The 12411-nt window shown below is 58.9% G+C and carries 12 protein-coding genes; 10 read left to right on the top strand and 2 right to left on the bottom strand.

Annotation, left to right across the window (positions count from 1 at the left end; translation table 11 throughout):
- The first annotated feature begins 101 nt into the window (after positions 1-101).
- The 9 genes from GOX21_RS14140 (at position 102) to speB (ending at position 9759) form a co-directional block, all read left to right on the top strand.
- Positions 102-395: a (2Fe-2S)-binding protein gene (locus tag GOX21_RS14140; protein WP_170350875.1), complete on the top strand. Its 294-nt coding sequence runs from the start codon at positions 102-104 to the stop codon at positions 393-395.
- Positions 343-828 (top strand): bacterioferritin, encoded by a 486-nt coding sequence (gene bfr / locus GOX21_RS14145; protein ID WP_170350874.1) that lies wholly within the window; start codon positions 343-345, stop codon positions 826-828. The genes GOX21_RS14140 and bfr overlap by 53 nt, the downstream gene beginning before the upstream one ends.
- Positions 788-2329, top strand: coding sequence for a di-heme oxidoreductase family protein (locus GOX21_RS14150; protein ID WP_170378024.1), 1542 nt, complete (start codon positions 788-790; stop codon positions 2327-2329). Before bfr ends, GOX21_RS14150 begins: the two co-directional genes overlap by 41 nt.
- A gap of 3 nt (positions 2330-2332) precedes the next feature.
- Entirely contained in the window at positions 2333-3343 is a 1011-nt protein-coding gene (locus GOX21_RS14155) for an imelysin family protein (RefSeq protein ID WP_170362078.1), read from the top strand.
- Positions 3344-3347: 4 nt separating this feature from the next.
- Positions 3348-4430: a DUF1513 domain-containing protein gene (locus GOX21_RS14160; RefSeq protein WP_170378026.1), complete on the top strand. Its 1083-nt coding sequence runs from the start codon at positions 3348-3350 to the stop codon at positions 4428-4430.
- Positions 4431-4530: 100 nt separating this feature from the next.
- The gene (gene speA, locus GOX21_RS14165) at positions 4531-6420 is read left to right on the top strand and encodes a biosynthetic arginine decarboxylase (RefSeq protein ID WP_170362076.1); all 1890 of its coding nucleotides are present in this window, start codon (positions 4531-4533) and stop codon (positions 6418-6420) included.
- Between the two features lie 22 nt (positions 6421-6442).
- Positions 6443-7666 carry a saccharopine dehydrogenase family protein gene (locus tag GOX21_RS14170; RefSeq protein ID WP_170378027.1) on the top strand — a complete coding sequence of 408 codons (1224 nt, stop codon included), beginning with the start codon at positions 6443-6445 and terminating at the stop codon, positions 7664-7666.
- A gap of 84 nt (positions 7667-7750) precedes the next feature.
- Positions 7751-8920, top strand: a complete 1170-nt coding sequence (gene nspC / locus GOX21_RS14175) for a carboxynorspermidine decarboxylase (protein WP_170378029.1) — start codon at positions 7751-7753, stop codon at positions 8918-8920.
- Positions 8917-9759, top strand: coding sequence for an agmatinase (speB, locus tag GOX21_RS14180; protein WP_170378031.1), 843 nt, complete (start codon positions 8917-8919; stop codon positions 9757-9759). Before nspC ends, speB begins: the two co-directional genes overlap by 4 nt.
- Here the strand turns inward: speB and GOX21_RS14185 are convergent.
- The gene (locus GOX21_RS14185; RefSeq protein ID WP_170378033.1) at positions 9756-10346 is read right to left on the bottom strand and encodes an HD domain-containing protein; all 591 of its coding nucleotides are present in this window, start codon (positions 10344-10346) and stop codon (positions 9756-9758) included. The genes speB and GOX21_RS14185 overlap by 4 nt on opposite strands.
- A 101-nt stretch (positions 10347-10447) precedes the next feature.
- Between GOX21_RS14185 and GOX21_RS14190 the strand changes: the two genes are divergently transcribed.
- The gene (locus GOX21_RS14190) at positions 10448-11272 is read left to right on the top strand and encodes a LysR family transcriptional regulator (RefSeq protein WP_170378035.1); all 825 of its coding nucleotides are present in this window, start codon (positions 10448-10450) and stop codon (positions 11270-11272) included.
- Here the strand turns inward: GOX21_RS14190 and lptF are convergent.
- Complete coding sequence (gene lptF / locus GOX21_RS14195) at positions 11269-12408, bottom strand: LPS export ABC transporter permease LptF (protein ID WP_170378037.1); 1140 nt, start codon at positions 12406-12408, stop codon at positions 11269-11271. The genes GOX21_RS14190 and lptF overlap by 4 nt on opposite strands.
- Between the last annotated feature and the right edge of the window lie 3 nt (positions 12409-12411).

Genomic DNA, 12411 nt, shown 5'->3' on the forward strand with positions numbered 1-12411 from the left:
ACGCCCCCGGCTTTCCTGTCACGCAAAATTGTGACTTGCAGCTGGACCCGAAACAAATAACTTACTAATTAAGTAAGAAATCTATCGAGCACAGATTCGCTATGATCGTATGTCACTGCACAAATATAACTGACCATGATATCCGCGCCGCGATCGATTGGATGCGGACAGCAGATGCACACACGATCATCACCCCCGGCAAGGTCTACCACGCCCTTGGAAAATCGGCGGATTGTGGCGGCTGCATGCCGCTTTTTCTGGACACAATGCGATCGAACGATAATCTGGAAGTCCCCATGCAGCTCCGTGCCCTACGCACCAGAGCAACTCAGGAGAAAGCAGATGAAGGGCAACCCCAAGGTAATAGAATACCTCAACAAATCTCTGCGGCATGAGCTGACAGCCGTCAGCCAGTACTGGCTCCATTACCGCCTGCAGGAAGATTGGGGCCTTGGCCACATGGCCAAGAAAAGCCGTGAAGAATCCATCGAAGAGATGGGGCATGCCGACAAGCTAATCGAACGGATCATCTTTCTGGAAGGCCATCCCAACCTGCAGAAACTGGACCCGCTGAGAATTGGTCAGAACCCCAAGGAAACACTGGAATGCGACCTGGCAGCCGAGCAGGACGCGCGCGCGTTGTACGTAGAAGCGCGGGATTACTGTAGAGAAGCACAAGACTATGCCTCTATGTCGCTGTTCGAAGAATTGATCCGCGATGAAGAAAGTCATATCGACTTTTTGGAAACGCAGCTCGACCTGTACGAAAGGATTGGCGACGCCAATTATGCGCAACTCAACGCATCGAAAATGGACGAGGGCGAGTAGCCTTTTCATCCTGTCGGTGGTCGCCCTTGCGGCCACCCAAACCCCAGCCGCCGAGCTGCGGGACTATCACCTGAATTTCGAACCCAGAACCGAGGATGAGCGTGCGCGCATCGCCCGTGTCACCGCTGCGCCCACCGATTTCAGCACGCCCCAAAGGTTCGAGGACTTGCCCGCCGGTGCCGCCACCGTTCGCGCCCGTGCCGATGCTGACGCATTTTCGCAGCCCTCGGGCAACCTGAGCTTTGAGCAAGAGCTGGACTTTAAGGTTGGAAACGGACTGTTCAAGAAAATCTGGGTGTCTTCTCCGGCCTCAACTCTGGCCTCGGATGGGCTGGGGCCGCTGTACAACGCCCGGTCGTGCCAGCGCTGCCATATCAAGGACGGGCGCGGGCACACGCCCAACGGTCCGGATGACAATGCAATTTCGATGTTCCTGCGGGTCTCGATCCCCGGTGGCGGTGGGTATGACGAGATCGAGGATTACATCGCCACCCAGCCCGAACCAAATTACGGGGGCCAGATGCAGGATTTGGCCCTGCCCGGTTATCCGGCTGAATATCGCCTGGATATCACTTACGAAGACGTCAAGGTCACTTTGTCAGATGGCGAAACCGTCACTTTACGCAAACCGACCTACGCGGCGGCTGACCTTGGATACGGGCCGCTGCATCCAGAGGCGATGCTCAGTCCACGTGTGGCGCCGCAAATGATCGGCCTTGGATTGCTCGAAGCGATACCGGTCGCGGATCTGCTGGCCAACGCTGATCCCGACGATGCCGATGGGGATGGGATTTCCGGGCGTCCCAATATCGTCTGGGCGATGGAATATGGCGCCCCGATGATGGGTCGGTTCGGGCACAAGGCCGGGATGCCCACGATCATGGAACAATCGGCGGCGGCCTTTGCCGGTGATATCGGCATATCAAGCCCACTTTACCCCGCCAGCCACGGCGATTGCACCGATGCTCAGATTGGTTGTGCGACCGCCCCGCACGGGGACGGTGACGTGCGCGAGTTCGAGATCGACCAGATCGGAATGGACCTTGTTGCCTTTTACAGCCGCAACCTGGGCGTTCCCGCCCGGCGGGACATGGACGACCCTCAGGTGCTGCACGGTAAGCAGGTGTTTTACGACACTGGCTGCGCGTCCTGCCACACGCCTGCCTTTGTCACCCATCGCATGTCAGACCGGCCCGAACAGAGTTTTCAGCTGATCTGGCCTTACTCCGACTTGTTGCTGCACGATATGGGCGAAGAGCTGGCTGATAACCGCCCCGAGGGTCGCGCCACAGGGCGCGAATGGCGCACGCCACCGCTTTGGGGCGTTGGGCTGACTGAACAGGTTTCGGGCCACACCCAGTTCCTGCATGATGGTCGCGCGCAATCCTTGCTGGAAGCCATCCTCTGGCATGGGGGTGAGGCACAGGCAGCCCGCGATACGGTCGTGGCCATGCCCAAACCCGACCGCGATGCCCTGATCCATTTTCTGGAAAGCCTCTGACACATGCGTATCCTTGTTGCTGCTGTCGCATTGACGCTGCCCCTAACTGCGCTGGCGCAGGACCGTGAGCCGATCTTGTCGGATGCGGTCGAAGGGCACATCCTTCCAGGCTTTGCCTCACTGGCTGAAACGACCGGGGTGTTGGCCCAAACAGCACAAACCGATTGCACCCAAACCTCGCCCGAATTGCGGGGCGCCTATCACGCGGCCTTTGACGACTGGATCTCGGTCAGCCATCTGCGCTTTGGCCCGTCCGAGGTGAACGACCGCGCCTTTGCGCTGGCCTTCTGGCCCGACACCAAAGGGTTCACCCCCAAAGCCCTGTCCAGCCTGATCGCGACCGAGGATGCGGCTGTGGAAAGCCCCGAAGGTTTTGCCGAGACATCCGTCGCCGGACGTGGCTTTTTTGCGTTAGAGCAGATGCTTTATGAGCCCAATTTTGCCGATCAGGGCAGCGCCACATATCGCTGCGCGTTGATACAGGCCATCACCACCGATATCGTCAGCAATGCCCGCGCGATAAACGCAGATTGGGGCGGCTATTCAACTGCCCTAACCCAACCGGGCGACGACAGCCCCTATCGGTCCGACGATGAGGCCATGCAAGAGCTTTACAAGGCGTTGGTGACCGGACTTGAATTCACTGGCGACACCCGCCTTGGTCGTCCGATGGGCACCTTCGACCGCCCGCGCCCCAACCGGGCCGAGGCACGCCGTTCGGAACGCGCGCTTCGTCATGTGGAACTGTCGCTGACCGCCCTGCGCGATCTGGCCGCGCGCCTGTCAGCGGACCACCCCAAGATTGCCGCCGATCTGGACAGCGCCTTTGACAAGGCCATCATCCGCGCGCAATCGCTGGACGACCCGGTGCTGGCCGGGGTCGCCACTCCGCAGGGCCGCCTTAGGGTCGAGGCGTTGCAGCAAGCCATCAACGATATCCGTGCGATTGCCTCGGCCGAGCTGGGTCCGACGCTAGGCATCAGCGCCGGGTTCAATTCTCTGGACGGGGACTGACCTGTTGCCCAGCCGTCGTCATTTTCTGGCCGGTCTGGCCGCGACCAGCCTTTCGCCGATACAAAGCTGGGCCGCAGTTGGTTCGCCCGACTATCTCGCCGCTGCCCTGTTCCCGGATGGCAGCTATCGACTAGCCGGGCTGGATACGGGTGGAAACATCCTGTTTTCCATACCTCTACCTGCGCGCGGCCACGCGGCGGCAGCCCATCCGCACCGCGCACAGGCCGTGGCTTTTGCCCGTCGTCCCGGCACCTTTGCGGTGGTCATCGATTGCGCCACAGGCACCGAAGTCACCCGACTTAACGCCCCACACGGTCGCCATTTCTATGGCCATGGCGTCTTTTCCCCCGACGGCACTCGTCTGTTCACAACTGAAAACGACTATGATTCCGGAGACGGCGTGATCGGCGTCTGGAACACAGACAGCTACACCCGCATAGGCGAGTTCCCCTCGAGCGGGATTGGTCCGCATGACATGCGATTGATGCCCGATGGTCAGACGCTGGTCATCGCCAATGGTGGCATCGAAACCCACCCCGAGACAGGGCGCACCAAGCTGAACCTGCCAACCATGCAGCCGCAGCTGACCTATCTGGATTTGTCCGGCACGGTTTTGGAACAGATGGAACTGCCACGCGCGCTGCATAAGAATTCGATCCGCCATTTGGCTGTACGGCACGACGGTTTGGTGGCATTTGCGATGCAGTGGCAGGGGGACAAGGTGCATCACCCCCCTCTGCTGGGCCTACATCGTCGGGGCGAAGCACCGCGTTTGCTTTCAGCGCCTGATGCCGCGCAAAGCACGTTGCAAGGCTACGCGGGCAGTGTCGCCTTTGCCGGGGATGAAACTACGGTTGCCATCACCTGCCCACGCGGCAACGCCTTGCACCGGTTCGACGTCGCGAATGGCCAACTGAACGGGGATTTCCCGTTGGAAGACGTCTGTGGCCTTGGCTCCGGCCCCAAAGGGTTCGTTTTCACCACCGGCACCGGGATAGTTGGAGAGCTGACATCCACCCCCCGCATTTCAGCCCGTCCGGACTGTCATTGGGACAATCACCTGATCCCAATTCGCAAGCCTGCATAAACTCGGCAAATCCCCCCACATAGATTACACTTGGAAGAATCAAAATGCTGCCGTATTGGCGGGCGCTAAACCGGCACTTTAACCGCAAGGACTGACCTGATTGAAACAGACGCCCGACGCACCGCATTCCATCTACGGGGTAGAGAAATGGGGCAAAGGCCTCATTGAGGTGACGGAGCAAGGCGAGATCGGTCTGCGCAATCCCCTGGTGCCCGAGGCGGCGGCAATCAGCCTGCCAGGTATCCTGCATGATCTGGACGAACGCGGTATCAAGGCACCGATGTTGCTGCGCATCAGTTCGTATCTGGAAAACGAGATCGCGCATATCAACGAAAGCTTTCGCGATGCGATTGCACGTGTCGGCTACAAAGGCAGCTATCGCGGCGTATTCCCGATCAAGGTGAACCAGCAGGCCCAGGTGGTCGACCGGATCGTCGAGTTCGGTAAAAAGTATAACTATGGGCTCGAGGCTGGCTCCAAGCCCGAACTGGTTGTCGCACTGGCGCACCGTCTGGCCCGCGAGGCGCTGATTGTCTGCAATGGCGTCAAGGATGCCGAGTTCATCCAACTGGCCATCCTCAGTCGTAAGATTGGCTTCAACACGGTCATCGTTCTGGAAAGCCCGAAAGAGGCGGACACGGTGATCGAGGTCTATAACGAACTGGGCATCGAACCCCTGATTGGTGTGCGGGTCAAACTGACCAATCAGATCAGCGGCAAGTGGGAAGAAAGCTCGGGCGACCGGTCTGCCTTTGGCATGAACACTGACCAACTGGTCGCCACGGTGGACAAGCTGAAAGCGGCAGGTTTGCTGCATTGTTTGAAGCTGCAACATTCACACCTGGGCTCTCAGGTGCAGGACGTCAACGACGTGCGCCGCGCCGTTGGCGAGGCCTGCCGGTACTACACTGAACTGACGCGCGAGGGCGTGCCGTTGACCCATCTGGACCTCGGTGGCGGCATGGGCGTGGATTATACCGGTGAGAAAAAGGCTGCCGAGAACTCGATCAACTACACGGTCGAAGAATACTGCGCCAACGTGGTTGAAACCGTGGCCTACGCGATGGACGAGGCCGAGGTCGAACATCCAACGCTGGTGACCGAGAGCGGGCGCGCCGTGGTGGCGACGTCGTCGATGCTGGTGTTCAATGTTCTGGAAAGCACCTTGTATGACGCACCGAACGGCCCCGAGGTCGAAGCGGACGATCACCATCTGGTCTCAGACCTTGCCGCGATCAACGGGTACCTCAGTACCGAGCGTTTGCAAGAATGCTGGAACGACGCAAATTTTTACCGCAACGAGCTGCGCGCGTTGTTCCGCCGCGGCTATGTCGACCTGCGCCAGATGGCCCGCGCCGAACGCATCTATTTATCGCTGATGGCCCGCCTCAAGGCGCTGGCAGCAAGCGATGATTTGGAAACGGATGTGGACGACCAACTGGAAAAAGTGGCCGATATCTACCACTGCAACTTCTCGCTATTCCAGTCGCTGCCCGATGTCTGGGCCATTGACCAGCTGCACCCGATCGTCCCGCTGCAGGGGCTGAACCAGACACCCGACCGCCGCGCGGTCCTATCCGACATCACCTGCGACAGTGATGGCAAGATCGACCGGTTTATTCTGGCCGACGGTGTCTCACCCAGCTTGCCGGTACATTCCCTGCCCGAGGACCAGGAATACCTGATGGGCGTGTTCTTTGTCGGTGCTTATCAGGAAACACTGGGCGATCTGCACAACCTGTTCGGGGACACCAATGTCGTGACCATCGACCTGCGCGCTGACGGTGGCTTTGACCTGCTGCACGAACAAGAGGGCGACACCATCAGCCAGGTCCTGTCCTATGTCGAGTTCGACCCCAATGATTGCGTCGCCGCCTTCCGCAAAATGGTGGACGAGGCGATCTCGACCGGTACTCTGATGGCCAAGGACCGCAAAACCCTGATGAGCGCCTATCGCGACTCGATCAACGGCTACACCTATTACGAATAACCCCAGAGAGGAGATTACCCCCATGGGAACTTTGAGTGGCAAAACACTGGTTGTCGGCGCGGGCGGCGTATCCCACGCTGCCGTGCATAAGATGGCGATGAATTCGGATATCTTCACCGAAATCACTCTGGCCAGCCGGACCAAATCGAAATGCGACGCCATCGCCAAAGCGGTGAAAGAGCGTGTGGGCGTTGATATCGCCACGGCGGAACTGGATGCCTACAAGGTTGAAGACACGGTAAAACTGATCAAGGAAACAGGGGCCGAGATTCTGGTGAACCTCGCCCTGCCCTATCAGGATCTGGTGCTGATGGACGCCTGCCTTGAGGCCGGGATCCACTACCTCGACACAGCGAACTATGAGCCCGAGGATGAGGCCAAGTTCGAATACCACTGGCAATGGGCCTATCAGGAGCGGTTCAAAGAGGCTGGGCTAACCGCCATTCTTGGATCGGGCTTCGATCCGGGCGTGACCAGCGTCTTTGCCAAATGGCTTAAGAAACACAAGCTGGATACCATCCGCCAGATCGACGTTCTGGATGCCAATGGCGGCTCGAACGATCAGGAGTTCGCCACCAACTTCAACCCCGAGATCAACCTGCGTGAAGTGCTGGCCGAAGTCCGCCATTGGGAAAACGGCGAATGGCACCATAGCCCGGCGCTGACCAACAAGGTTGAATACGACTTTCCTGCCATCGGGCGGAAAAACATGTACCAGATGTACCATGAGGAACTGGAATCGCTCTCGACCCATTTCCCCGAGATCGAGCGCGCCCGATTCTGGATGACGTTTGGCGACGCCTATATCAAACACGCGACCGTACTGCAGAACGTCGGCATGACACGCATCGATCCGGTCATGCATGACGGCAAGGAAATCATCCCGATCCAATTCCTGAAAACTCTGCTGCCCGATCCCGGCGATCTGGGTGCCGAAACCAAAGGCAAGGCCTGCATCGGCGACATCGCTACCGGTCAGGCCAAGGACGGCTCGGGTGAGAAGACCTATTACATCTACAACATCTGCGATCACGAAGAATGCTATGCTGAGGTCGGCAGCCAGGCCGTCAGCTACACCACCGGCGTCCCCGCCATGATCGGCGCGGCGCAGGTGATCAAAGGCAACTGGTCCGAGCCCGGCGTGTGGAACATGGAACAGCTTGACCCCGACAACTTCATGGACATGCTGAATGAGCATGGCCTGCCTTGGCAAGTCCACGAACTTGACGGCCCGGTCGAGTTCTAAGTCCACTCATTTCATCTTTTGCCAAATACTCCGGGGGTCCGGGGGCAGAGCCCCCGGCCTCTCCACCACAAGGAAACGCCGGACATGTCCGACATGATGACCACACAGGCTGGCGACGCCGGAGCCTTCCGAAATTTCGACCTGAGCCGTGTGCCAACCCCCTGCTTTGTGGTCGATGAAAAAGCGGTCGAGCGAAACCTGACCATCCTCTCCGATATCGGCACCCTGTCCGGCGCGCATGTCCTTTCGGCGCTCAAAGCGTTTTCCATGTATTCGTTGGCCCCACTGGTGAGCCAGCACCTCGGTGGCACCTGCGCCAGCGGCATTTACGAGGCCCGGTTAGGCCGTGAGGAATACGGCGGCGAGGTCGCAACCTTCTGCGCCGGGTACAAAGACGCCGACATGGATGAAATTCTGTCGCTGTCCGACCACATCATCTTCAACTCTCCGGCACAAAAGGGCCGGTTCCTTGCCAAAGCCCAAACCGCGAATGTTCAGGTGGGCCTGCGCATCAACCCGGAGCATTCCGAGGGCGAGGTGCCCAAATACGACCCCTGCGCGCCCTGCTCGCGTCTGGGCACGCCGGTCAGCCAACTGACCGCCGAGACCCTGACCGGAGTTGATGGTCTGCACATGCACACGCTGTGCGAACAGGGGTTCGAACCGCTGCAGCGTACGTGGAAGGCCGTCGAACCAAAACTCAAACCTTTCCTCGCACAGCTGAAATGGCTGAACTTCGGTGGCGGTCACCACATCACCCGTGACGATTATGACCGCGAGGGTCTGGTGGCGTTCATCAAGAACATCCGAGAGACATACGGCCTCGACGTTTACCTCGAACCCGGCGAGGCTGTCGCGCTGGATGCAGGTATTCTGGTCGGCGAAATCCTCGACCTGCCCACCAACGGAATGAACCTTGCCATCACCGATATCTCGGCCACCTGTCACATGCCTGACGTGATCGAAGCCCCTTATCGCCCCGCGTTGATGGACGAGGCCGAGGCAGGCCACACCTACCGTCTGGGCGGCCCGTCCTGTTTGGCCGGTGACGTGATCGGAGACTACACATGGGACAAACCGCTGGAGATCGGCCAGCGTTTTGCCTTCCTTGATCAGGCGCATTACTCAATGGTGAAAACCAACACGTTCAACGGCGTACCCCTGCCCACCATCGCCCTGTGGAACAGCGAAACGGACGAGTTGAAGATCATCAAGCAGTTCGGCTATGACGACTTTAAGGACCGACTCTCATGAACATTTTCCTCGACAGTGAACTGACCGCAACTGAGCGCACCGAAGATGCCAGGTTCCGCGTGATCCCGGTACCGCTGGAGCGCACGGTATCTTACGGTTCGGGAACGGCCAAAGGCCCCGAGGCCATCATTGAGGCCAGCAATGAGCTGGAACGTACCACCGGCCACGCCGAGCCCTGCGTCGAGGGGATTTTCACCGAAGAGCCCGTAGATTGCGATGCGTCCCTGTCCGAGATCATGGAGCGCCTTGCCCAGCGCACCGAGGCCGCCATCCGCGCGGGCAAGGTGCCGGTCACTTTGGGGGGCGAACATTCGCTGAGTTACGGCGCTGTGATGGGTGTGGCTCGCGCCTTGGGTCAACCCATAGGCATTGTCCAGATCGATGCCCATGCTGACCTGCGCAATGCCTATCAGGGGGAAAAACACTCCCACGCATCGGTCATGCATCTGCTCGCTGAAGAAGGTATCCGATTGGCCCAGTTTGGCGTGCGCGCCCTTTCTACCGAAGAAGTGCAAAGCCGCCTGAAAAATCACGTTTTCCACGTTGATGCCGAGGAGTTGGTCACCGGTAATATCCACGCCGTCGACCTGCCCGAGGATTTCCCCGAGCTGGTCTATGTCAGTTTTGACGTGGACGGGCTGGATCCCGCCATCATGCCCGCCACCGGGACACCGGTGCCCGGCGGGCTGGGCTACTATCAAGCGCTGCGGTTGGTCGAACATACCCTGAAAGGCCGCAAATGCGTGGGCTTCGACGTGGTCGAACTGGCCCCCAATGGCAATGCCGCCTGGGACTTTACCGCAGCGCAGATCGTCTATCGCCTGATGGCTGCCTGTTAACCCTCGGCGGTCTCGTTCAACTCCATGTGCCCCTCACCCTTGTTCAGGACACGACGCAACATGGGTTCGAAGAACTCCAGCGGTTTGGTCGGGTAATCCGGGTCGAACGCCTTTTGGTCGTATTCATGGCAGAAATAGCGGCAGTCCTCCCAATAAGGGCTGTCGCGATACTTGTCGCGGGCGTTGCGGTCGCCGCCTAGATGATGGTTGTAGTAGTACCCCTGAAACACACAGTGATGTTTGAGGATCCAATAAGTTTTCTCACTGACATAGGGCTTCATCATCGCCGCTGACAGCTCACCATGGTTATAGGGTGACAGAATATCGCCGGTGTCGTGGATCAGTGCTGCGACCACGATTTCCTCGTCCGCGCCGTCTTCAAAAGCGCGCGTCGCGGCCTGCAGGCTGTGCTGATAGCGGTTCACCGGATAGGGCGTCCAGTCTTCGTCCAGCGACCGGATCGTGTCCAGAATGCGGTCGGGCAAAGCGGCATTGTATGCCTCTTCATACTCCATGACGGCGTCCCAGTCGGCCTTGGTGGCCTCTTCGAAACTGGTCCAGGTGGGTTTGTGGCTTTTGTCCAGCATGGCGCGGTCCTTTGGCTGATCTGTTGGAATCAGAGTAACGCATCCCTCCTACTCAAAAAAATGAATTGATTTTATCAATCTGATGAAAAAATAGTATCGCCATGCAATTCAAAGCAATCGAGACCTTTCTATGCGTGGCCGAGACCAGGGGCTTCCATGCCGCCGCGCGCAAACTGAACGTGACACAAACCGCCGTCAGCGCCCGTATCCGGCTGATCGAAGAAGAAACCGGCAAGGCGTTGTTCACCCGCGGTGCAGGCGGCACCAGCCTGACTGAATTCGGGCAACAGTTCCGACCATATGCCGAACAGATGCTGTCGCTTTGGTCATTTGCATCGCGCGAGCTGCCAGCCCAAACGCAGAACCGGATCGCGCTGCGTCTTGGTGCGCAACTGAGCATCTGGGACCCGCTGCTAGTCGATCTGGCCGTTCAGTTCGAACAGCGCCTCGGGCAACTTTTGCTGACGTTGAACTATGACCACGATCTGAACATGGTCGACGCGGTCGCCACCCATGTTCTGGACGCCGCATTGACCCACGAAACACCCAACGATCCGCGCGTGCAATCGCACGAGTTAAACCCCGAACGCCTGTTGCTTGTCAAAACTCCGGAAACGGACGATCCAGTTTTCGTCAATCTGGAACTGGGAGAGGTCTATCAGGACCACGTCCGTTCGGCTGTGCGGCAGGCCACGGGGCAGACGGTGTTTCTGGGCAATTGCCTGATGGCCCTGCGTTATGTCCTGCGGCGGGGCGGAACCGGGTATTTCCCGGAATACGTCATCCGAGATCATCTGTCTGCGGGTCAACTGACCCCTGTGGCCGGGGCCATTGACCTGCTGCTGCCGCTGCATCTGGTGACCCGCCGTGACAGCACAACCAGCGACGATGTCCTGACCTGCCTGACCGAGCTGCGCGCAGCCTAGGCCTGAGAGATCGCGCTCGAGGCATCTCTGTGGCGCCTGCGCAGCAACGGCCGCCCGGCAACCAGCAAGAACAGACAGGCGACCGCGATGCCGATGACCGCCGGCAGATACAACAGTATCCACAATTTCGGTTCTTCGATTACAACGGGTGAAACAAAGCCCCGCACGCCTTCCAGCACGACCAGAATCGAAAACGCTCCCAGAATCTGCGGCCACAGACCAAATCGCGAAAAGCTACCCAACATCAACGTGGCATACCCGGCCATTGCCACGGCGATACAAATGGCAATCCACGAAAACCGCTGATGCAATTCGTCAACCAATTCCCCGACGGGAAAGCCTTCGGCCGTACTGATGGCAGCGCGGTCTCGCAAAAGTTCAATGGTGGGGATGGCTTCGAGACTGCGCTCGGCCATGACATTCGAATTCGTCAGTGCGGAAATGTCATATGAGGCGTCCTCGAACAGCGTCGAGGACAAGGTTCTGCCCTCCTGATCCAAACGCAACGCGATCCCGTCCAACATCACCAAGTGGATCCCAGATTCATTGTTGACCAGATACGCTGTCTTCGAGGAATAACTGACCGGGTTCAGCGCATCTCGCCGATCTGATACGAAAACCTCGGACAGCGTGCCGTCCAGATCAATCTTGCCGATATAGACTGTGACGCCATGCGCCGGGTGCAGGAATTCGCCCTCGTTCAGCAATTGCGCGGTGACGTCCCCTGCAACCTCGGCCTGGCGCTGCTCAAGCTGTTCGACCGATGCGGGGCGCAAAAAGACGCTGATGACTGCCATCATCAGCCCGGCCACCAACCCAAACAGGAATACCGCACGGGCCAGCCGCCATGGGCTTGAACCGGTGGCCAGCATCACCGTCATCTCGCTTTCGCGGCTCAGCCGGTTGGTGGCATAAACAGCGGCGGCAAACACCGCCATCGGCATCACCGTGCGGATCAGCGTTGGCAATGTCAGCGCCGAGAATTCCAAAAACACCATGGCCGATTGGCCACCGCTGATGACTCGGTCAAACAGGCTAACCGATCGGGTGATCCAGAACACACCGACCAGAACCAAGGTGAAAAAGCCGAACAGAATCAGCAATTGCCGCAGGAAATATCCATCAAAGCGCGACATGGG

It is taken from the genome of Ruegeria atlantica, from assembly GCF_013032005.1.
GTDB classification, from domain to species: domain Bacteria; phylum Pseudomonadota; class Alphaproteobacteria; order Rhodobacterales; family Rhodobacteraceae; genus Ruegeria; species Ruegeria atlantica_A.